The organism is Dyella nitratireducens, assembly GCF_014642835.1.
Classification (GTDB): Bacteria; Pseudomonadota; Gammaproteobacteria; order Xanthomonadales; family Rhodanobacteraceae; genus Dyella_B; species Dyella_B nitratireducens.
In genome coordinates this window covers 79563-102476 of record NZ_BMJA01000003.1, presented here as the reverse complement: position 1 = coordinate 102476, position 22914 = coordinate 79563, and the positions used below count along the sequence as shown (strand labels likewise).

Here is a 22914-nt window from a genome sequence, read left to right as displayed (position 1 = left end):
GGAGGGTGAATCATGAAACGCGAATTCAGCAAGATCAAAGAAAAAAATCGCGACATCGAGATTCTGGTTGCCGAAGACAGTTCGACCCAGGCCGAACGCGTGCGTTATCTGCTGGATGAGCATGGCTATGCGGTGACGTTGGCGCCGAATGGCCGCCAGGCGCTGGATGCAGCAAGGCAGCACAAACCCGCACTGATCATCAGCGACGTGATGATGCCGGAGATGACCGGTTTCGAACTATGCAGCGAAATCAAACACGATGTGCACCTGCATGACGTTCCGGTGATCCTGCTTACTTCGCTCTCGGATGTCTCGGACATCATGCAGGGATTGAAATGCGGCGCCGACAATTTCATACGCAAGCCATACGAGGATGATTACCTGCTTGCGCGGGTCGATTATTTGCTGATGACCAATGAGTTGCGTCGGAATCAGAAAATAAGCATGGGGGTGGAAATCTATCTCGGCGGGGAAAAGCATTTCATTACGGCCGAGCGGCAGCAAATCGTCGATCTGCTGATATCGGTTTACGAGGAGGCAGTGCATCTTGCCGCGAAACTGAAAGAGCGCGAGCGCGAACTATCCGAGCTGAACCTTCATCTGGAACAACTGGTAGACGAGCGTACCGCTTCGTTGACGGCGGAAGTGGCCGAGCGCAAACGGGTGGAACTGAAGTTCCATAATCTTTTCGAATACGCCCCCGATGCCGTTCTGATCATGGATGGGAACGGCACAATCGCACTCGCCAATCGCCAGGCCGAGGAGGTGTTTGACTATCGCAGGGACGAGCTTATCGGCGAACGTGCCGACAGGCTCTTGCCGCACCTCCTTGATGAAGCGCATCTGGATCTGGACCAGAAGATGACGCTGGGAACCGTGGGTTCGCGCGCCGTTGCCCTGACCGGTGTGCGCAGGGACAAGACCACATTCCCCGTGGACATCAGCCTCAGCCCGATGGAGGCAGACGGCGGCACCCTGGTTGCGGTCGCCATTCGCGACGTGACGGAACGCAAGATCTATGAGGCAAAGATAGCCCGCCTCAACCGGCTCTACGCCGTGCTCAGCGGCATCAATACGGTCATCGTGCGCGTGCAGGAGCGTGGACAGCTTTTTGAGGAAACCTGCCGTATTGCCGTGAAGCTTGGAAAGTTCGCCTTTGCATGGGTTGGCCTGGCCGATGAAGAAAACCAGGTGGTGACACCCGTTGCCTGCCGAGGCCACGATGATACGTATCCATTCACGCTCAGGCTGAAGGATGCCAACGAGGAAGACGTGCAAGATGCATGGGTCGTTCATCCGCTTCTGCAACATCGACCGGTGATATGCAACAGCATGGTTGAAGACGATCGTCTGCAGCCATTGGGTGGAGAGGCACGCAAGCGGGGCTATCGTTCTTCAGCCATGTTTCCTTTGGTGATACAGGGCAAGCTGGTGGGCGTATTGGGCTTTTATGCATCCGAACAGGATGTCTTCGATACGGACGAGCAACAGCTGCTGATCGAAATCGCCAGCGATATTTCTTTCGCGATGAGCCACTTCCAGAATGAGGAAAACGAGCGCCGGCTGCGCGAGAAGAATATCGAGTTGCGCGCCACATCCGAAGCCAAGGATCGTTTCCTGGCCTCCATGTCGCATGAGTTGCGCACGCCACTCAACGCCATCCTCGGCTATACCGGCTGTCTGCTGACGCGATTGCCCGGCGAGCTGAACCAGGAGCAGGAAAGTCAGCTGCAAACCGTTGAGTCCAGTGGCCGGCACTTGCTGTCGCTGGTCAACGACCTGCTTGACCTGGCCAAGATCGAAGCCGGACGTACAGGGTTGAACATGCGATATCTTCCCTGCAAGGAAGTCATCGAAGAGGTGGCGACTTTGCTGCAGCCACTGGTCAAGCGGAAGAACATCTCGCTTGAACTCCATTTGCCGGCTGCCGATTTGGACGTCTATGCCGATCGGCGCGCACTCAGCCAGATCCTGATCAATCTTGGCAACAACGCCATAAAGTTTACGGATCAAGGTGGCAGGATTTCCTTCGAAGCCGAGCGCACCATGGTCGACGGCCTCTATTGCTGCGAGATACGCGTGGCTGACACCGGCTGCGGCATTCGACCCGAAGACCAGGATGCCTTGTTCCAGGCTTTTTCGCAGATCGACCAGGCATCAGAACACCCCATCGAGGGAACCGGCTTGGGGCTTTATCTTTCCAAGCGCCTTGCCGTCATGCAGAACGGAAGCATTTCCTTCGAAAGCGAATACGGGCGCGGCTCAACCTTCAAGCTGATCTTGCCTGAGCATCACAGCGCCATGCCCGTCACCGGGGAGCTTTGAGCGGCAGTCGAGTGGCGATCGAACCTACTGCCTTGTTTGGCTGCAGGGCATGAGGGAATTTCTACTTTCGCAGATTTCCGTCGCGCCCGCGAAACCCTTTTACAAGGGCAGGGTGATTTATACCGCATGAAATCGCTGCCTCGCTTGGAAGTGTCTGTCTTGGTCTCTTGAATATTCTCCTATAGAAGATAATAATCCACCCCTCTCTTCTTTCCACTGCAGGTCGCGAGGCCGCGAACCATGAAGATCACGATCGCCTACATCGAGGAGCCGCCATTTGGCTGGACCGGCCACGATGGCTTGCCTACCGGTGCGGATGTAGAGCTGGCCGAGGTGGTGTTGCGCGCCATCGGCTACACCCAGATCCACTGCCAGCGGGTCACGTTCGAGGAGTTGCTGCCTGGTGCGGCCGGCGGCCGCTGGAACATGAATGTTCCGATCTTCATCACCACTGAACGCAGCGAGACGGTGGACTTCAGTGCGCCGGTGTGGGCCGCGGGCGACGGATTTGTGGTTGCAGCAGACAATCCGAAGGGATTGGACAGCTACGCCGCCGTTGCGCGGCGTGAGGATGCCCGTCTGGGTGTGATACCTGGCACCGTGCAGCAAGCGTCCGCGCTCGAAGCCGGTGTGCGTGACACGCAGATCTTCCCGTTTGCGCGACAGGACGAAGCGATCGAGGCTTTGTTGGTGGGTCGCATTGATGCGTATGCGGCCACTGCCTTGGGCAATCGAGCCATCGCCGATCGGGTGGGTCACGACCGTGTCGCCGCCGTGGCGAACGTTGCCGGAGCAAGCGCGCCGCTGGGTGCGTTCTCTTTCAGCAAAAACAACACCGTCCTTCGCGATGCAGTCAACGCCGAACTGCACCGTTATCTGGGTTCGGCCGATCACCGGCAGCGCATGGCGACATACGGATTTACAAACGACGAGATTGATCCCGTATTGACCAGGTGACCACGCCGTTCTCGCTGGATGCATCGTCGTAGAATGATTTGAAGCCGCCGATCATGGATGCATGTGTCCAAGCCAATCAAAACTGCGCATACGCCAGACCGTGGCGATGAACTTTCCCGCACCTTTGGAGCTCGCGTTCGTGCTTTGCGTGACGCCGCCGATATGACGCTGGAGCAGCTTGCTCAAAGTTCTGGTGTCAGCCGCGCGATGCTTTCCAAAGTGGAGCGTGGCGAAAAGAGCCCGACGATCGGCATTGCGTCGCGCATTGCTCGAAGCTTGCAGACATCATTGACCGAACTGACCGGTGACCAGGCGACAGACGGCACAACAGTCATCCTGCGCCGTGCCGACCGCCCCATCTTTCGAGATTCCGAAACAGGCTTTGAACGTCACCTCGTTTCACCCGCCAAAGGAAACGGCCGCGTCGAGGTGGTTTATCACTACCTTCCGGCAGGCGTTTCCACCGGCATGCTGCCACCTTTTCCGGCGGGCACCGAAAAGCAGCTGGTCGTGACCCTCGGCCAGCTGATTCTCGAGTTCAAGGACAGCAAGATTCACTTGGGACCCGGCGACTCGCTTTTCTTTATTGCCGATGTCGAGCACGGGCTGATCAACGCCACCGATGAGCCTTGCGGGTACTACGTAGTCATTTCGCGCCAACTGTGATCTGCGCCCTGACGCTGGACATGTACGCGACGCCTACGCCCGGCAAGTCGTAGCGGTTACCGTCGAGTCTGCGCATTAGGGCGAGTCATCGACAGGTAATGCCCGGAATCCGAGCATCAATCGCTGTAGTGGTCCATTTGCCATGACTGAACTCGTCGAGCCGTTTGGCATTTTGAAGAAAGAACCAAGGCATAACTACCTCGGTGTCTGAGGTATCTCCACATTTTCCTGCCAAAGACCATCGGTAGATCAAAAAGATAATTGCAGCAACGCCGGACGCTTTTGCTCGTCATTGTGAAACAAGAAACCCCCGGCATTGCCGGGGTGGCTGGACCAGTTTGACATTTAGGGGAGTCCATCGCGAAAACGCCAGACGTGAGCCGCCAAGCACACGAGAGGAGAGTCGCGATGGACGAAGCCGAGAGCCTAAGTCACACGAAATGGGAGTGCAAATACCACGTGGTATTTATCCCGAAGTATCGAAAGAAGGCGATCTACAAGGGATTAAGGAAGCACTTGCCGGAGGTATTGCGACGGTTGGCGCATTACAAGGAGAGCCAAATCGAGGAAGGACACATCGCCAGGGACCACGTGCATATGTTGATATCGATCCCACCGAAGTATTCGGTGTCGCAGGTGGTGGGGTATATCAAGGGGAAGAGCGCGGTGCATATTGCACGGGTATACGGAGAGCGGAAGCGGAACTACGCGGGTCAGAAATTTTGGGCGCGGGGCTATTTCGTATCGACGGTGGGCAGGGACGAAGGGTTGATACGAGAGTACATTCGCGAGCACGAGCAGGAAGATCGCCGTTTGGACCAATTGAATCTGTTGGATTGAGGAGCCACCGATAGGTGGCGCTAAGAGGTGGGGCCGCGTTAGCGACCCCATAAAGCCGCTTTAAGCGGCTCACAACGTTAAAGCCCCCGGCTTTGCCGGGGGATACTTACTCCGGCGAAGGCCGGAATCCATGGCGAGTGCGGAGTATGGATTCCGGCCTTCGCCGAGGCGCTTTACAACAGCGAAGCTGGTCAATGACGCCTCGCTCTGAAACAGTATTTACGTGAACTTGGGTTCTCGCTGGAGTGCCGGAAAAAATGCGGGGAAACATCAGCCTCGATGTTCAATACGGCATTCGAAATTAATCAGTATGTCGTTGCGCCATCAGCTTTCATCCGGCGTAACCACGCGTATCGGGCGAGTCCCGATCTTTGCGCCGGTGACTTCATCGATAGCCACCGCTTTGATTTCCGTTCCTGTTTCCGCATCCAGGAAGCGTGTCAGTTTGCCGCCGCCACGATGTTGGCGGCCCCATGCGCCGATGGTGAAGAGCACTGGCAGGAAATCCCGGCCAGCAGGCGTCAGTAGATATTCCTCACGCGGCGGGTGTTCCGAGTAGCGATATTTCTCCAGCAATCCCTCCTCGGTCAGCGTTGCCAGTCGCCGGGTCAGGATCGTCGGTGCGATGCCAAGACTTTTGCGGAACTGATCAAAGCGCGTAAGGCCGGCATGGGCGTCCCGCAGGATCAAAAGACACCAGGCATCGCCCGCGAAAGCCAGGCTGCGCGCGATGGGGCAGGGCTCATTACAGATAGACTCATCGTTCATATCAATTCGATAGTGACTTACTTTCGAATCGATAGTATAGTCGATTTCAAATCGATAGTAACTATCGGTTTCAGTCTGTCCTACTCGCATAAGGCATTGAATCATGGGTGAAAAAGTGTGGGTGTTGCCATGATCACGGGGGCATCTTCAGGTATTGGGGAAGCCATTGCCAACCGGCTCGCCAAGGCTGGCTACACAGCCTTCGGCACCACTAGACGGCTTACCCCGAGTGGGAAACGGTTGTTCGAGATGCTGCCCCTCGATGTCACCAGCGACGCCGATTTGCACCCGCAGTTGTATTGGATGCGGGGGTTCGAAAAGACCTGCAGCTCAAACCATAAACAAGCTCCCCCTGCGCGATAGATCTACGAGAGAAACAAGGATCATGAAAGCATTCGTTATTGATCGATACGGCAAGAAAGAACCGATGCGGCTTGGCGACGTGCCCGAGCCCGTGCTTCGGGATGATGATGTGTTGATCGACATCCACGCCGCAGGTATCAACCTGCTGGATTCCAAAATCAAAAGCGGCGAGTTCAAGCTGATCCTGCCTTACCGCATGCCGCTGGTGTTAGGCCATGACGTGGCAGGCATCGTGACTCATGTTGGATCGCGAGTTCGGCACTTCAAAGTCGGCGACGAAGTCTATGCGCGGCCGCGTGACCAACGCGTCGGCACCTTCGCGCAATGCATCGCGGTGAATGAAAACGATGTTGCACTTAAACCCAACAACCTCACCATGGAAGAAGCAGCATCGATTCCATTGGTCGGCTTGACGGCCTGGCAGGCCCTGATTGAAAGCGCCCAGCTGAAGAAGGGGCAGAAGGTCTTTATCCAGGCGGGATCAGGTGGCGTTGGCACCTTCGCCATCCAGTTGGCAAAGCATGTCGGGGCGACCGTGGCGACCACCACAAGCACTGCCAATATCGACTTGGTGAAAGGTCTCGGCGCGGATGTCGTCATCGACTACAAGAAAGACGATTTCGAAAAAATGCTGCAGAACTACGATGTAGTCCTGCACAGCCAGGACGCGACAGCGCTGAAGAAATCTCTGCGCGTGTTGAAGTCGGGAGGAACACTGCTCTCGATTTCCGGTCCGCCTGATCCCGCATTCGTAAAAGGAATCGGAGCGCCGTGGTTTGTCAGCCTCATCGTCCGTTTGCTGAGTTCCGGAGTGAGGAAAGAGGCGACCCATCGTGGTCTGAGGTATGCATTCCTTTTCATGCGAGCCAATGGGCAGCAACTGCGCGAAATCACCCGGCTCATCGAGGCTGGGGCCATCCGACCCGTGATGGATCGGGTCTTTCCATTCGAATCGACCAACGAGGCCTTGGCCTACGTCGAAAAAGGTCGTGCGAAGGGCAAGGTCGTCGTCAAGATCAAATGAGCCTAATCCACCTAAAACTTTGGAGATTTCCATGAAGATTGAAAATGCTGTTGCGCTCGTCACCGGCGCCAATCGAGGCATCGGTCTGGCCTTCACCCGCGAGTTGCTGGCTCGCGGAGCCCGCAAGATCTACGCTGGCGCACGCGATCCCGCCACCGTCACTCAATCCGGCGTTCAGCCCCTGCGACTCGATGTCACTAAAGCAGACGACGTGGCGGCTGCCGCAGTGTTAGCACCGGATGTGACACTCGTGATCAACAACGCGGGCATTGCCCAGCCGGGAGGTTTTTTCGCGCCGGACAGCGAAGACGTCGCACGACGCATCTTCGAGACCAACTTTTATGGCGTATTGCGCATGAGCAAGGCGTTTGCGCCGATTCTCAAGGCCAACGGTGGTGGCGCACTGCTCAACGTGTTGTCGGTTGTCTCATGGGTCAACGGTGGCGAACTGGCAGCCTATTCGGCCAGCAAATCCGCCGCTTGGTCACTCACCAATGCCTTGCGCAACGAATTGATGCCGCAGAAGACGCAAGTGTTGGCATTGCATATGGGTTATGTCGATACCGACCTCACGCGTGGATTCGATGTCTCCAAGTCCAGTCCTGAGGAGATCGTCAAGCGTGCGCTTGATGGACTGGAAGCAGGCCTTGATGAGGTGCTGGGTGATGAGCGCACCTTGCAAGTCAAACGGGGTATGACGGCCGACAGGCCCAGCTATCTACCGCAAGTCTCCTGATTTCGGCACTCAAGCGCCAAGCTCGTCATCTTGCGCAACGCGATCAGCCAGGAAGCGGCGGCCTTGGCCGCCGCTTCGCATGGTTTGTTTATGGGGTAATCGGCTTCGCGCCTGCCGGCGTAAGTGCTGCAGGTAATTGTGCGGGGACATCCAGCTTCAAGTCCTTGGCGTAGGTTTGCATCAACTTGAAGATGGCTATATTGCGCTGCAGTTTGGCTTCGTTGGTTGTGGCGTGAGCCGGGGTCAACTTGCCGTGGCTCGCGGCGCCTGGAACATGTTTGCGCACGGTCACCGTGGTCGACACGTTGACGGCGATCTTGTCCGCCGAGCGCGGCACAGGTTTCGGTCCCAGCGCCTGCATGGCTGCAGCAAATTTTGCCCGCGTGGCGGGATCGGCAATCCTCAGGCTCAGGTCTTTGATCTCCGTTTCGGATTCTTTGGCATCGGGTGCCTTGTGTGCGGGAGGCGCTTTCTTCATGCCTCCCGGAATCCTGTATTGCAGGGTGATGGTGCCGCCGGCACCGAACTCGTCGAGTTGAGCCGGGGCGTGTACGTGAATCAGGGTAAAGCGCCGATCGGGATCCTTCTCGATGTTTACCGGCGAGGCGGGTGTTTGCCATGACGTGACGTCGGTCGAGGTCACGCCGACGTCGGTGGCGCCATCGGGCCATCCCAAAGGCACGAAGAAGTCGCCGGTCGGGCTTGCCCAGTGCCAGGTTTGCGCACTGCAACCGCCTTCATCGCCAAAATTGCGCAGAAAGAATGCCCAGTTTTGGATCACGTTTTCAGGCTGTCCAGGCACTGACGTCTGACTCAGCAACACCGCCATGGCAAAGACCGGATGCAGTTCGCTATATCCGCCATGTACACCATCAAGCCCGACCTCGCCGATCACCACGCCTTGCAACCCGTCATCATTCGGCCCGGCGAATGCGGACTGGATCGCCGGCGACGGCTGACCTACGAACGGGGGAAACAAAAGCGAATTCCAGAATGGCATGCCCAGATCGGTGTCCCCGTAATCGAACTCCATGCCGATGGCTTCGGCTGATCCTGGCGCGTCGCCGGTTCCCGCCAGCCCGGCACCGTTGGGCGGCACCAGGTTGAAGTTCCAGTCGTTGTCGTTCGGCCACAGCCCGGACCATTCGCTCCAGGTGACCTGGCCTTGGTAGGTGGCTATGGCGAAATTCATGTGGCCAGGAAATGGATCGCCACCGCATTCGGCGCCTTTGGGATCCAGATCGAAACTCACCGGCATGGAGGTGCAGATTTGCTCAAGCGTGGTGAAGTTGATGGGATAGTTCCATCCGAAGACGGAAGGGAAAGCTGCTCCGCATAGCTGCTTGAAGTGCGGCTGCGCGCCGTTGTTCTCGAGGGCAAAATTCCACTGCGGGTTCAGCGGCAAACCGTTTTCATCCTCATCGTTGTTCATGTCCCAAACCAGGTCGAAGGGTTTGGAATGAGGAGAGAGCAGGGCGCCGGAAACAGGCGGCCCTGAAATCACAGTTACCTCCACGAAGGCCGGGCCTACGTTCTGGCATTGATTGCCGGTGCCATCGTCGTGGGCAAAATAGCTGTTGTCGCCGATGTTGTCGTCCTGGTAGCCGAGGCGGAGGATGTAGTCGGCATTTGCTTGAGGATCCTTGGGCAAGGGTCCCAGGGTTCCGCGAAACGGCGGCAGAAGATTCCCTTGCTGCGACATCAAGTTGTTCTGCTGGGTCACCAGTCCTTCGATTCTTACAAAGGCGCCGGCGGTGATGTTCTTGATGAAAGCGGTGCCCGCGTAATACTGGGGAGCATTGTCTCCCTGCGGATTGAGGTACAGCTTCCAGGTGCTTCCGGAGCCACCCGTCTGAACACAGCCGCCGGCGTTGAACTTGAGCCGGTCGCCGGCCTGGAAACGGATGATGGGATAGTCGACCTCGCCATTTGGTTTTGCCGTCGACCAGACGTTGGGCCGATCAATCCGCCACACTTTTACGTTCTGCCCGTCTACCGTGGTATCCGAAAGCAGGGAAATGAAATCGAATCCGGGCGCCTTGTCGCCGGTCCCCGGCGTGAAGGTGATAACGCAACGCAAGGCTCCGTCTACATTCCGGATCGAGCGCGGGAAAACCTGCCCCGTGGCGGACGTGAATTTGACCGGGCATTGCGCGGCATCCGGCAACGCCGTGTTTCTGAAGTTGCCGAAATAGTCCGGGCAGGATGCCACCAGCGTGGCGCCGGACATCGACGCATTCCGGCATGACTGTTGATAAGGTCCAGCCGGCGGATTCGCCGCCCAGGCATCGGCTGGAATGATCATGGACAACATGACCACCAACAGGAAAAACATTCCAACAGCGAAAAATTTAGATGTTGAGCGTTGCGGTGAAAAGCAACGTGGTGCACCCAAGGCAAACATGATTGCGGTAAACATGAGCCCCTCCTGATCGATTTTCGGAGAATGTCTGGTTTGTACAGAGTGACGAACGAAGGCACGGAGCATCAGCGCGATGCCCCTGATGGGTTATTTGCCTCGAGCAGTCGCCACTACAAAACCCCCATCACGTTGTTGCCGAACGACAGGCCCCACCCAGGCAAGGCGTAGAGGCTGCTCCAAACGTGCAACGGTCTATAACGTTGAGGCAATCCGCAAAGCATTGCGATTCAAGTGCTTCTGGCCCGAAGCTTTGTTTTTACTTGCACCGATTTCGTGACATCACGATGGAATAGCACGTGCCATACCAAAGCCAATAACGGGGAATTGCTGCCCGTCGACCAAGATTGCCTAATTGGAACCCCTGGCAAAAACCGTTTCTCGTCCCAGGTGATACGCTGATCGCCAAAGCGTCTGGTGTATCACGGAGGACGGAAAGATCCCCGGCGAATGTCATCACTGCGTGGCGGCAAACGCAAGCCCGGCGAGAAGGAGCAGGTCACAAGTTAAACGATTGCGCCGTTGGTGGTCGTGAATCACGAAACCCATTAAGGGCTGCGGCAGCGCCCGCCTGATGCTTGAGGCTAGCAGCCCCTGATCAGCACGCGGGCCAGTCGCTTACGCAGAAGGCGAGCAACCACCAAACAGCCCGTATAGTTTGCAGTCTTGGCGTCTGGCGAAGACCTGCTCCAGGCGGTTGCAGCAAGGTGTAGTGCGGCAGAAATTTCTGCCGCTTGTCCGTCTATCCTTGGACGACCATCTAACATGCTTAAGAGTGAATGCCATGGCAAATTCGCCGGGAAGAATAGCTCGGACTAAACTGCAAAATTTTCTGCTAATTCCTCTGCTATTGCTCTGTGTCACACCAATAAGCGCGGCTTGTTTAAAATGGTCACGGCTTGCGTCGAATCCTAGCTATCGATTGGTATATGAAGGTACGCTCGGTGACCATCCAATTCGAATGATGCTTCACTTGGATAGCTCGACCGGTCGCTTTGATGGGGCCTACGGTTATAGCGATCAGCCCAAAATGTTGTCCTTAACAGGAGGCATGCAGTCAAGATTTACCGGAGTAGACCTCGACGAGAGGGACGAAAAAGACCAGGTAACAGGTCACTTCACTCTCAGTTTTTTTCATCCTCGTCCTGATTGGGAGAGTCAGGAAAATTATCAAAAGGAAAATAAGGATACGTGTAGCTTTCTAACTGGTAGTTGGCGGTCTTCATCTGGGAGTAAGCCGCTCAAGGTCTTGCTACAGGAAGTGGGTAATACAGTTCCGGAGAACGACAGGGAGCGTGAAATAAATGAAGATACAGCCTACAAGCTGAGAAAGGCGATGCTTGACAATGATCGAAGTGCCTTCGCATCACTGCTTCAATATCCGTTTCATAGCGAAAGTGACCGCCAGAAGATCAGTATTTGGAAAAGCCCTGAAGACGTCATAAAAAATTATGATCGAATCGTGCTTTTCTCCTATAAGCAAATACGCGCATCAGTGCCACATGCTCTTCAGACTTCCGAAGCGGGAAGTCAGTTTATGAATAGGTCAATTTATTTGGCCCGTGGAAAAGTGACCAGAATCTGCGCGGAAGCTTGCCCGGCAATTCCATAGATAGCTTTAAACCACCAGCTCCCGGCGAATTTCCGCACTATAGGTTAGTAAGGGACGGATACCATGGCGCCTGGGACGTGGCTTGCTCCCGATCAGTCGGTGGGAGTGCTGCTCCGCAGCCGTGCATGAAGGTTACTTGGTTCTAGCTCCGTACACAGCTTTGTATTGTTCGACGATGCTGTAAATATGAAATGCACGCATTATCAGTTGGTTAGCCTGATTGGACGAACTATGTTGGGTTACAGAGGGGCTAAACCCCAGAGGACTTTCACAAAGAATTCACGTTTGTGAGATAGCCTTGACGCACTGCAAAGGGACAGGGGTAGGGAATGCTTTTTCGTCCATGGATCGTGGCGGCAATCGCTCGGGAAAAAATGCAGCATGGGCTCATATGGACGGCCATGGGTCGTAACGCCCATTTCAGCTTCGTAACTCCGAATCGACGGGCGAATTTTTCCGTAGCGATGCGCGTCTGGGTGATGCAATCGCTGAGCTTTCTTATGCTTTTCTATCTCGATTTCGCCGAGGGCTGCCGCGTGCCTCCTCATGATTCCCATCGTGTCCGTTAGCTACGTAGGGAAGTCGAGCGCGATGCTGAAAGTGGCGTACATGTGCCGCAACCACTGCGATTCGCAAATAATTTCCACGTATTACAGGAGGAATGTGGCCGATGAAGGCAGGGTCATCGAAGAAGATATGCTGCGCGGATTGCTCGTTTTCCACGCTGTCGACTGAAGTATTGAGAGCAAGCCCGATTATACGTAATGAGATTGCCATATCAAACGTAACGTTAGCAGGATCATCAACTAAGTTTCGATATCGAGTGTTGGTAGGCGTGCTTGGTGCAATCTTGAGCACGGTTGTCAGCGCGGCGAGCATTACACCAGTAGTCAACTTAGACCCGAAATTGTGCGGTGATCTTCTCGGCGTGATTAAAGAAGGTCGAATTGTCAATCTGTCCAATGATCAGTTATGTAATCTCAAGTTGGCGACACTTTCGGCGGCAGCTGCGCATGGTTTTTCATTCCCACAGTGGAGCCCATTGTCAGTTCCTGATGCGTCCGACATGTACGTGAAAATGATCAGTGCAAACCGGGCGCCACGTTCAGTGGCACGCGAGCCTGATTACGCAAACGCCAAACGCATCGCGCAACAAGCATCGGCCGAGAACAATTTGAGCTTTTACACTGCTTCAGTCCCCGTAGAGGGGGAGTGGACCACGAAGAATAGCTCGCTTACTCCCACCCATGCGAACGTTCGTGACTTGACCTTTGTCTCCATGGAATTGCGTCGCTGTTCCAGGCTGCGAGATACGATATCGAGCCCATATTACGCCTCATTTGAAGGGCCGGATATGAAAGTCGCGATCCCGACCAATAGCGATACGAGCGGCGCTGAGCTAACGCTATGGAAAGGTAAGCCGTATTTGATCGGTATCACCTATAAATGGGAGCCTGAGGGTCCATCGCATTCTGCAATCGTCGTCATGCTGAACAATCTGTGGTTTTCCTCTGGAAGTGAACGGTTTGACGCGGCGCTAAGCGGCGCGACGAAATGTATGTACCGAATCGAAAAATGACACGGACAGACACGGAGCTTAAAAATGTCTAGCTATCTCACTCCACTCGTTCCTCAATCCGGGATTAGCAACGATCAAGCTTTCACGGATGATGTTGGCTCGCTGCTTGTGAAGGTTGAGGGATATAACTATGTTCCATATATCGACGGAAAGGGCATCCCTACTGTAGGCATTGGCATCAATCTGCAAGAGTTCGCGGCCGATTATTTTAATGAGCTGCCGAATGTTAGTGCTGCAGAAAAGGCTGGACTAATCGCCAATGTTTTTTCGAAGACTTGGACGACGACTACCATCGTAAATGGAAAGAAGGTAGTCACCGTAGATCAGGCTGGTTTCACAAGCGCCTTGAATCAATGGACGAGCGCATATGGTGGTGTAAGTTCTATAACTCTTAATTCTGTTGAAGTCGAGGATCTATATCAAAAGGTTGTAGTAGGCGTAAATGGCAAGACGTCCGAAGGGACGGATTCACTTTTAACGAAATTTAAGACGTTCCTATCCGACAACGGTATTTCTAGCGATTTGCTTACGAGTCAAGAGGGTTTGGCAATCTTCTCCCTCTTCTTCAACAACGCCGGCAAGCTGTTGCCGGTGACCGGAAAGTTGGTCCCGGATCTGAAGCAGAAAGCAGATGGAAGTGGCTTCACAAATCGTGCGGACGCATGGTTTCAGATTCGTTATGGCTCGAACTTGGGTGCGTTAACAGTATCGGATCCCACACAGGGGCAAAACGGTGTAGCCACTCGTCGTGATATGGAGAGCACGATGTTTGGGCTCTACAACAATAGCGACATCGGGGCTGGAGGAACAATTACAGCTCCTCTGAGTGAATCGCTGGCGATCTATGCCGATCTGTCCGCCAACACAAACGGTACCTCTGGCACCGGGGCAATGACCAATCGGCAATTTGCTTTTGCTTACGAGAATCGTTACTCGTCCCAGGTAACAACGGCTGGAACGTGGATGGGGCAGTTGCAGCCACTAGCAGTAGGCGAAAATGTCTCGCAATTGACTGCTCTAGACGTGCAGACGCTGCAGGAAGAATTGCAACCTGCCGCGAAGACTTTAGTCTCCAACTACCTTACGAACACCACATTGAATCCTCAGGTTGGCGGTTCGATCCTGAGTGATACCTTCGATTCGAGAGACGTACAGGTTGCGGAGCTTAGTGGCGGTGATACCTTGACGGTAACGCAGCGGTCCGATTACCAGCTTGGAACCGGTTCATACAATGCGAGCCTTCTGATCGCCCAGGAAGGATCGGACACTCTTGATGCATCCAATAGCAACGCGGATGCCGTGTTGATTGGAGGAACCAAAGGACAGGACATTATCAAGGCAAGCTCCGGAAGTAATTACATTGTCGCCGGAGGGGCTAATGATTCGATTACGCTGCAAACCAACGCATCCGGTGAAGATACAGTTGTGCTTGGCAACGCCAATTCGACTGTCCACGGTCAGGACACGTTGGATGCCTCGAACAGTAGTAGCGATTTTTTTGCATACGTTTATGCCGGTTCTACCGAGACGATAAAGCTTGGAAAAGGAAATCCTGAGTTATTCATATTGTCTGGGAGCTCAGGATCATCCCAGAATTTGTCCATCACTGCACAATGGTACGCACCAGGTGAATGGTTCGATCAAACGACTGATTCGCTCGTCATTCTGGATCCCAGTAGCAGCGGGCAGGTTGACCTAAATGCAGCGACAAAGAATCTTACAATTATTACGGGTGCACCTTCCGCTTCCGGGTCGTCCTCGCAAAACAGTTCACGTCTTTCGCTGGCTCAGTTAGAGCGAATCTATGCTGCTGATTCGAGTGGATCGGGCTCGTCTTCCTTAGCAACGGTGCTGACAATTGATGGCTTCACTGGTAGTGACGAGGACGGCATAAATTTGGGGTCTGAACCCACTGGACCTACCGTCGCAGGCTCCAGCAATCTCTCTCTGTTGAACAGCGAAGGTCTGATCGGAGACACGACGCCAGGCGGTGATGCTCACTATGTCTATGAAAATAACGCCAAGACCGGCGTAGTCACAGCTATCTACGACGCCAATAGCACAGGAAATAACTTTGGTAATGAAATCCTGGGTGACGGCTACGCAAGCTATATCAGTGCGGGGAATGGCAACAACAATGTTCTGCTGGGTAACTACTTTAGCCACGCCACCGATCCAACAGCGACTGCCCTGAGCGCGACAGTTCTAGGAGGTTCTGGCAACCAGGATCTAATTGGCGTCGGCAACGGATCAGAGACCATCACAGGTGGGGCACTGGGTTCGGATACCACGGCCACGACGTTTATTGATGGTGGCGGAGCCACTGCCGATTTGGTTGGAGGTGGACAGAACAGTGTCATTTTCGGTGGTACGGGGGCTGACACGCTCGTGGCGAGCGAAAACGATGGAACCTCCGGCTCGAGTTTCAATCCCACATCCATCCTCATGGCGGGCCTTTCCTTTTGGGGAGACGCCTACAGCTCGGTCACAGGAGCCAGCGGTGGCGACTATGACGTTGGTTCCTTGCCGGAGGTCACTTGGTCGGCATCGCCAGCCAACGTGCAGGTAGACCTGTCGCTATTCCAGACCAACGATACCTACGGGACGTCATTCAATCTGCTTGGCTCGTCGTACGACTCCGGCGCTCCCGGATCGACGACACTTCCGGGAAGTTTGCTGATCGGCGGTACCGGCCACGACGTGCTGATTGGCAATAGCGGTAACGACACCATTATCGGTGGTAATCCGACCGATACGGTCAGTGGCACGACCGACGAGATTCTGATAGGTGGCGCTGGCGCAAACGTCATTTACGGAGGAGGCGGCTCGGAAATCATTTACGCCGACATGGGGCCAGGTGATGTTTCCGGCTGGGCAACGCTTGATGCCGCAGACTCGGATACCGTTTATGGTGGAGACGGCCAAGACGTCATATATGGATCCGGGGGTAATGATTACCTTTACGGTGGATCAGGCGTCGACCAGATCTACGTGGGCAACGGTTCCAGCTATGTCGATGCCGGCTCTGGCGCAGCCAGCGTATATGGCGGTACCGGCAACGATACGATTATCGCCGGCGGAGCCTACGATTCCATAGAAACAGGTGATGGCAATTCCAGTGTCTCGCTGTCGGCCGGGGAGGCGACGATTAGCACGGGCGCCGGAAACGACACGATCAATGCCGACAATGGTGGTGGCACCGCGCTCATTACGGAAGGTAACGGTGCGGCAACCATCATGGCAGGCGCGAGCACGGGCTCGGACACCGTGCAATTGGGTTCGGGAGGTACGACGATTCAACTCGGTAGCGAGTTGGACGAATCGACTCTTGTGGCTCGCGACGTCAACGGCGACCTGGTGTTATCCGATGGCGGTTCAATGCAGCTGACGCTTCAGGGTTACTTCGCCAGCGGCGGCAATGTTTCGTTGCAGTTCTCTGATGGCACCACCTGGGGTGCGGCGCAGCTCCTGCAAGCGTCCATGACACCAAGTGCCGGGGACAACGACACGCTCGTTGGTTCCAACGGGAATGACAGCATCACCGCGGGTTACGGCAACACCTTGATTGTCGGGGTATCGGGAAACAACACGCTTACCGGTGGAGACGCCCCTGACACGATTGACGGAGGTAGCGGCGCTGACACCATCGAGGGTGGATCCGTTACCACGGTGATCAATGGTGGCACGGGAACGGAAACCTATGTGTACAACCTGGCTGACGGATCAGACACGATCTCGGAAAACACCACCGCAGCTGGCAACGACACTATTACGTTCGGCGAAGGGATCAGCGCCTCCGATCTTTCCTTTATCTACGACAGCTCCACGAATGATGCGTTGATCACCGTGACATCGACGGGGGAGACCATCGCCATTTCCAATTTCGTCGCGACCCAGACAAGCCAGCATCAGATTGCGGCGCTCGATTTCGCCGATGGGAGCAGCTTGTCCCAGCTGCAGGTGATCCAGCAAGCCTGGGCCATTTACGGAACAACGGGTAACGACAGTTTGGTGGGCACGTCGAGCGCGAACTATTTCGACGGTAAAGGTGGCGATGACATCGAAGTGGGTAACGGCGGCAACGACAGTTTCGTATTCAATTCCGGCTACGGCGACCTGGAAATCAACGAAAGCTACGCCAGCGGGCAAACACCGGTCCTGCTGCTTGGCGCCGGCATTACCGCATCGTCACTGCACATTTCGGCGAACGGCTACAACGTCGTCCTCACGGATGGTGTCGCCGGTGATCAGATCACGCTGGATGGCATGCTCAGTTCCAGCACCAATGGCGTGGCGCTCGTGCAGTTCGCGGACGGGACGACGTTGACGGCGGCTCAGATTTATAAAGATTTCACGACCGGCACAACCGGCAACGATACGTTGGTCGGCACGACGGGCGCGGACCTTCTCGATGGCAAGGGTGGCGATGATCTCGAGATCGGCAACGGCGGCAGCGACACGTTTGTCTTCAACCAGGGTTATGGTCAGCTCGAAATCAATGAAAGCTATCTGAGTGGCCAGGTTCCGGTGCTTCAACTTGGCTCGGGCATCACGGCTTCTTCGCTGCATGTCACGACCAATGGCACGGACATTTATCTGACCGATGGCACCAGCGGTGACCAGATCAAGCTGGATGGCATGTGGAGCAGCAGTACGTCCGGCGTTGCCGAAGTCGAATTGGCGGATGGCACGATCTTGACTCCGGCGCAGCTGGTCCAGATGGAGATCAGTGGCGGCACCACCGGCAACGATACGATCTATGGCACTTCAGGCGCCGATTTGATCGATGGCAAAGGTGGTAACGATCTGGAAATCGGCGGAGGCGGTAGCGACACCTTCGTGTTCAACGCCGGCTACGGTGGTTTGGAAATTAATGAAACTTATAGCAGCGGCCAGACACCGGTGCTCGAGCTGGGTGCTGGAATTACTGCCCCTGCGATCAAGGTCACGCAGAGCGGAAACAATCTGGTGCTGACCGATGGCATCAGTGGGGATCAGATCACACTGGATAACGAGAATTTGTCTGGCGACTATGGTGTTGCCATGGTGAAGTTGGCGGATGGAACAACGTATACCGCCAGCCAACTGGTCGAGATGTCCAAGGAAATCATCGGTACCACGGGCAACGACACGCTGGATGGAACAGCCGGAGCGGATCTGTTCGATGGTAAGGGTGGCAATGACCTCGAAGTAGGCATGGGCGGCAACGACACGTTTGTGTTCGATGCAGGCTATGGTCAACTTACTATCGATGAGAACTACACGAGCGGCCAGCAACCCGTACTTCAATTGGGTGCGGGTATCACGGCATCTGAGCTGCACGTGACGACTGACGGGGACAACCTCTTCCTGACCGATGGGGTCACGGGTGACTCCATCGATTTGGAGAGCATGTGGGGAAGCGCAACGTTTGGTGTTGCGACAGTGCAGCTGGCAGACGGAACCACCTTGACCAGAAGCCAGCTGATTCAGATGGGTGTGACGACGACCGGTACGACTGGCAACGACACGCTGTATGGCAGCTCGAATGCCGAACTGTTCGACGGCAAGGGCGGAAACGACGTCATAAACGGTGGCGGCGGCAGCGACACGTTCGTATTCAACGCCGGCTATGGCCAGCTCAGCATCAATGAAAACAACGATCCCGGTGATGTACTGGAGCCGCGTGATACCTTCCCCGCCGGCGTAGTGCCCGTACTCGAACTCGGCGCCGGCATCACCTTGGCCAATCTGAAGGTGACGGTCGGCAATAATGTGGTCCTGACGGATGGTATTGCGGGCGATCAGATCACCCTCGATGGAGAGGGTGCTTATGGTGGCTACGGCGTTGCCGAAGTGCAATTTGCCGATGGAACCACGTTAACGGCGGCACAATTGATTGCCCTTGGTTACATAGGTACGACGGGCAATGATTTCATTGTAGGTGGCGTTAATGCGGAATTGATCGACGGCAAGGGCGGCAATGACACGGTTGAAGGCGGTGGTGGCCAAGACACCTTCGTGTTCGATGCCGGCTACCGCCAATTGAATATCACTGAAACAAACAGCGGTAATGCCGTACTCGAATTGGGCGCAGGCATCACCGAGTCCTCACTGCACGTAACAACCGAGTCGGCTGCGTATTATCCGAGTTACGCGTTCGGGGATATCTACATCACCGATGGCATCAGCGGCGATGAGATCACCTTAAAAGGTGCCTGGGATAATGGTGATGGTATCGGCACCATTCAATTCGCCGATGGCACCAGCATGACGATGGCGCAACTGGAGCAGCTGGAAATGGCTGGCACGTCAGGTAGCGACGTGATCTACGGAACATTGGGCGCAAACCTGATCGACGGCAAGGGCGGCAACGACACCGTTTTTGGGAGTGAATGGAGTAGCGGTGTAGACGATTACAACAATCACCTTGGCGATGGCAATGATACGTTTGTATTCAATGCCGGATATGGTCAGTTGACCATATGGGAGCAATACGTCAATGCGCAGCAAGCTACTGCATCCAACCCTGTCCAGGCCCCCATCATCCAATTAGGTGCAGGTATCACGGCGTCGGCGCTACATGTTACATCCAATGGTGTTGATCTGGTTTTGACGGATGGTATCAACGGAGATCAGATCACCATCAAGGACATGATGGCGCAGGCTACCGGTTGGGGGACCACCTGGGGCGTAAGTGGCGTGCAATTTAGCGACGGCACGACCTTGACGGCATCCCAGCTGCTTCAGATGGAAATGATTGGAACGACCGGTAATGACACTATTTATGGTACGCCCGGGGCAGATCTGATCGACGGTAAAGGCGGAAACGATTCTGTCGTTGGTAATGGAGGTAGCGACACCTTTGTTTTCAACGCCGGTTATGGACAACTTGTCATCAATGAAAGTTATTCAACGGGTCAGACACCGGTCTTGCAATTGGGCGCCGGCATCACGGAATCGGCACTCCGGGTAACGTCCAACGATGGCGACAGCCTCATTCTTACGGACGGCGTTACCGGAGACCAGATCACACTGCTCCATCAAATGAACCTCAACTACGTCGATCAAGGCGTGGCTGAAGTCACTTTCTCCGATGGTACGTCGTTGACGGCAGCTCAGCTGCTTCAGATGGAGATGACCGGGACGAGCGGCAACGACACGATCTATGGCACCACCGGCGCCGATCTGATCGATGGCAAGGGCGGTGACGATTCCGTCATCGGCGGCGGTGGCAGCGACACGTTCGTGTTCAATGAGGGCTACGGACAGCTGGCCATCAATGAGAGTTACTCGAGTGGCCAAACTCCGGTACTTCAACTGGGGGCAGGAATCACTGCAGCCAATTTGTTGGTTATGACGGACGGCACCAATCTGTATCTGATGGACGGCACCAGTGGTGACAAGATCACCTTGGATAATCAAGCGTCGAACAGCGGCTCCGATGGGGTCGCGGAGGTGGAGTTCTCCAACGGGTCGACCCTGACTGCGGCGCAGCTGAGTCAGATGGCTGGTGAGTTCGTCAACGGAACGACCGGTAACGACACTCTGACCGGCACAGCAAATGCGGACCTCATAGATGGCAAGGGCGGCAATGACCTAGCCGAAGGCAATGGCGGCAACGACACCTTCGTATTCAATGCGGGCTATGGCCATCTGGAAATCAACGAGCAGTACACAAGCGGTCAGGTGCCGGTATTGGAGCTGGGAGCAGGGATTACTGCGTCGGACTTGCAGGTCACTACGGACGCTTCGGGCACCAACCTGATCGTGACGGATGGCGTCAACGGGGACCAGATCACGCTGGATAATGAGGCTTCCAATGACACCACAGCCGGCGTACAGGAAGTGCAGTTCGCGGACGGCACTACGCTGACCGCGGCCCAGCTCGTCAAGATGGAGATTGCGCAACCCGGAAATGGGGGATCCATCTCCGGCGGCAGCGGCAACAATACGTTAGTGGCCGATAGCGCTAACGAGTCGCTGGTGGGTGGTACGGGCAACGAGATATTCGAGTTCACCGTTGGTTTTGGGCAGGACACCCTGGTGGCCAACAGTGCTGCCACTGAAAACACGATCTTGTTCGGCCCTGGTATCACGGAGTCGGACCTGACTTTTACTGAGGATGGCAGCGAACTCGTTATCTCGGTTTCGAACTCGAAAGGTAGTGATGGCCAAGCCAGCTCGATCACTCTGCCAGGCCATTTCGGCAGCAGCGGTCCGGTGACTGATGTGGGTGAGTTTGTCTTTAACGACGGCAGTTCGCTGTCGATGGCACAGGTCAATCAGCTTTTTCCAGCGCCATCGCCTACACCGACTCCAACACCAACGCCTACACCTACGCCAACTCCGACCCCAACGCCGACACCCACTCCAACGCCTACACCTACACCTACCGTTCTCACAGCAGGGCCAAGCAATACCTTGGTCAGCACCAATGGCGTAGATATTCTGCAAGCCAACTCGGGCAACGACACGCTGACGGGGGGTTCCGGTACGGACACGCTGGAAAGCGGCGTCGGCAACACGCTGATGAACGGTGGTTCCGGCACGGAAACGTACCTGTTCAATACAGGCTTCGGCCAAGACACCATCGTTGCCAACGACAACGCGACCGCCAATACGATCCAGTTCGGCACGGGTATCACGGTATCGGATCTGAGCTTCTCCACGGATGGCAGCGAGCTCGTGATTACGGCGACGAATTCGAACGGTAGTGATGGCCAGGCCAGCTCGATCACGCTGCCTGATCACTTCGTCAGCGGCTCACCGGTCAATGACGTAGGCGAGCTGGTCTTCAGTGACGGAAGCTACGTGACAATGGCGCAGGTCAACCAGCTGTTCGCGTCGCCGTCGCCGGCACCATCACCCACACCAACCACGGTATTGACGGCTGGGTCGAACAACACCCTGGTCAGCGACAACGGCATCGACCTTTTGGAGGCCAACTCGGGCAATGACACGCTGACGGGTGGTTCCAACATGGACACGCTGGAAAGCGGCGTGGGCAATACCGTGATGAACGGTGGCTCTGGTGCAGAGACCTATCTGTTCAACACCGGCTTCGGTCAGGACACCATCGTGGCTAATGGCAGCGCGACCAGCAATACGATCCAGTTCGGCTCAGGTATCACGGTTTCAGACCTGCAATTCTCGACGGATGGCAGCGAGCTTCTCATCACAGCGACGAATTCGAACGGTAGCGACGGCCAAGCCAGCTCGATCACGTTGCCGGATCACTTCGTCAATGGTTCGCCAGTGACCGACGTAGGCGAGCTGGTGTTCAGTGACGGCAGTTATGTGACGATGGCGCAGATCAATCAGTTGTTTGCATCTTCACCGTCACCATCGCCATCTGCCACGCCCGCCATGGCTCCCATGGATCGTGCATCAACCACGTCGAACACCGATGTGGCGACGGCATCCTCGGGCAGCTCAGGCATTGGCGGCGAGGCGCATCAAATGATGATTCCAGAGAACGCGATGGCCTTCCAGGTTAATCCGCTGATTCATGCCATGGCGAGTTTCAGCGGCACCAGTTTGGCGGCAGACGCAGCGCTATCAATCACGCACAAAGTCGAGGACGGACTCATGCTACACGTAGCGGCATAGTGTTCGATCGAGTCACTCCTCGCCCAGGGGAATA

13 protein-coding genes are annotated in these 22914 nt (G+C 55.5%); 11 read left to right on the top strand and 2 right to left on the bottom strand.

Annotated features, from left to right (window positions below):
- Positions 1–12: 12 nt before the first annotated feature.
- From IEX75_RS16765 to tnpA, 4 genes are all read left to right on the top strand, one after another.
- On the top strand, positions 13–2325 hold the full coding sequence (locus IEX75_RS16765) for a response regulator (RefSeq protein ID WP_188795877.1): 2313 nt from the start codon (positions 13–15) through the stop codon (positions 2323–2325).
- A gap of 240 nt (positions 2326–2565) precedes the next feature.
- Positions 2566–3282, top strand: a complete 717-nt coding sequence (locus IEX75_RS16760) for a transporter substrate-binding domain-containing protein (RefSeq protein WP_188795875.1) — start codon at positions 2566–2568, stop codon at positions 3280–3282.
- 63 nt (positions 3283–3345) lie between these two features.
- Positions 3346–3948, top strand: a complete 603-nt coding sequence (locus IEX75_RS16755; protein WP_229720910.1) for a helix-turn-helix domain-containing protein — start codon at positions 3346–3348, stop codon at positions 3946–3948.
- 408 nt (positions 3949–4356) lie between these two features.
- Positions 4357–4788, top strand: a complete 432-nt coding sequence (tnpA, locus tag IEX75_RS16750) for an IS200/IS605 family transposase (protein ID WP_188795870.1) — start codon at positions 4357–4359, stop codon at positions 4786–4788.
- Positions 4789–5112: 324 nt separating this feature from the next.
- Here tnpA and IEX75_RS16745 read toward each other — a convergent pair whose 3' ends face one another.
- Positions 5113–5646, bottom strand: a complete 534-nt coding sequence (locus IEX75_RS16745; protein WP_229720909.1) for a winged helix-turn-helix transcriptional regulator — start codon at positions 5644–5646, stop codon at positions 5113–5115.
- 39 nt (positions 5647–5685) lie between these two features.
- Here IEX75_RS16745 and IEX75_RS16740 point away from each other — a divergent pair, with 39 nt between their 5' ends.
- The 3 genes from IEX75_RS16740 to IEX75_RS16730 are packed head-to-tail and all read left to right on the top strand — an operon-like array spanning position 5686 to position 7679.
- Positions 5686–5919, top strand: coding sequence for a hypothetical protein (locus IEX75_RS16740; protein WP_188795868.1), 234 nt, complete (start codon positions 5686–5688; stop codon positions 5917–5919).
- A gap of 22 nt (positions 5920–5941) precedes the next feature.
- The gene (locus tag IEX75_RS16735) at positions 5942–6943 is read left to right on the top strand and encodes an NADP-dependent oxidoreductase (protein ID WP_188795866.1); all 1002 of its coding nucleotides are present in this window, start codon (positions 5942–5944) and stop codon (positions 6941–6943) included.
- A 31-nt stretch (positions 6944–6974) separates the two neighbouring features.
- Positions 6975–7679, top strand: a complete 705-nt coding sequence (locus tag IEX75_RS16730) for an SDR family oxidoreductase (RefSeq protein ID WP_188795864.1) — start codon at positions 6975–6977, stop codon at positions 7677–7679.
- Between the two features lie 88 nt (positions 7680–7767).
- Here IEX75_RS16730 and IEX75_RS16725 read toward each other — a convergent pair whose 3' ends face one another.
- Complete coding sequence (locus IEX75_RS16725) at positions 7768–9984, bottom strand: hypothetical protein (protein WP_188795862.1); 2217 nt, start codon at positions 9982–9984, stop codon at positions 7768–7770.
- Here IEX75_RS16725 and IEX75_RS24355 point away from each other — a divergent pair.
- The 4 genes from IEX75_RS24355 (at position 9983) to IEX75_RS16710 (ending at position 22880) form a co-directional block, all read left to right on the top strand.
- Positions 9983–10111 (top strand): hypothetical protein, encoded by a 129-nt coding sequence (locus IEX75_RS24355; RefSeq protein WP_268236492.1) that lies wholly within the window; start codon positions 9983–9985, stop codon positions 10109–10111. The two genes, IEX75_RS16725 and IEX75_RS24355, sit on opposite strands and share 2 nt — an antisense overlap.
- 960 nt (positions 10112–11071) lie before the next feature.
- Positions 11072–11710, top strand: a complete 639-nt coding sequence (locus IEX75_RS16720) for a hypothetical protein (protein WP_188795860.1) — start codon at positions 11072–11074, stop codon at positions 11708–11710.
- Between the two features lie 850 nt (positions 11711–12560).
- Positions 12561–13289 (top strand): hypothetical protein, encoded by a 729-nt coding sequence (locus tag IEX75_RS16715; RefSeq protein ID WP_188795859.1) that lies wholly within the window; start codon positions 12561–12563, stop codon positions 13287–13289.
- Positions 13290–13313: 24 nt separating this feature from the next.
- A complete protein-coding gene (locus tag IEX75_RS16710) occupies positions 13314–22880 on the top strand; it encodes a calcium-binding protein (protein ID WP_188795856.1) in 9567 nt (3188 codons plus the stop codon).
- The last annotated feature ends 34 nt before the right edge of the window (positions 22881–22914 follow it).

Bases quoted from the DNA above. Each gene is read 5' to 3' on its own strand.
- IEX75_RS16765 (WP_188795877.1), top strand. From the start codon at position 13: ATGAAACGCGAATTCAGCAAGATCAAAGAAAAAAATCGCGACATCGAG.
- IEX75_RS16760 (WP_188795875.1), top strand. From the start codon at position 2,566: ATGAAGATCACGATCGCCTACATCGAGGAGCCGCCATTTGGCTGGACC.
- tnpA (WP_188795870.1), top strand. From the start codon at position 4,357: ATGGACGAAGCCGAGAGCCTAAGTCACACGAAATGGGAGTGCAAATAC.
- IEX75_RS16745 (WP_229720909.1), bottom strand. From the start codon at position 5,646: ATGCGAGTAGGACAGACTGAAACCGATAGTTACTATCGATTTGAAATC.
- IEX75_RS16740 (WP_188795868.1), top strand. From the start codon at position 5,686: ATGATCACGGGGGCATCTTCAGGTATTGGGGAAGCCATTGCCAACCGG.
- IEX75_RS16735 (WP_188795866.1), top strand. From the start codon at position 5,942: ATGAAAGCATTCGTTATTGATCGATACGGCAAGAAAGAACCGATGCGG.
- IEX75_RS16730 (WP_188795864.1), top strand. From the start codon at position 6,975: ATGAAGATTGAAAATGCTGTTGCGCTCGTCACCGGCGCCAATCGAGGC.
- IEX75_RS24355 (WP_268236492.1), top strand. From the start codon at position 9,983: ATGGACAACATGACCACCAACAGGAAAAACATTCCAACAGCGAAAAAT.
- IEX75_RS16725 (WP_188795862.1), bottom strand. From the start codon at position 9,984: ATGATCATTCCAGCCGATGCCTGGGCGGCGAATCCGCCGGCTGGACCT.
- IEX75_RS16710 (WP_188795856.1), top strand. From the start codon at position 13,314: ATGTCTAGCTATCTCACTCCACTCGTTCCTCAATCCGGGATTAGCAAC.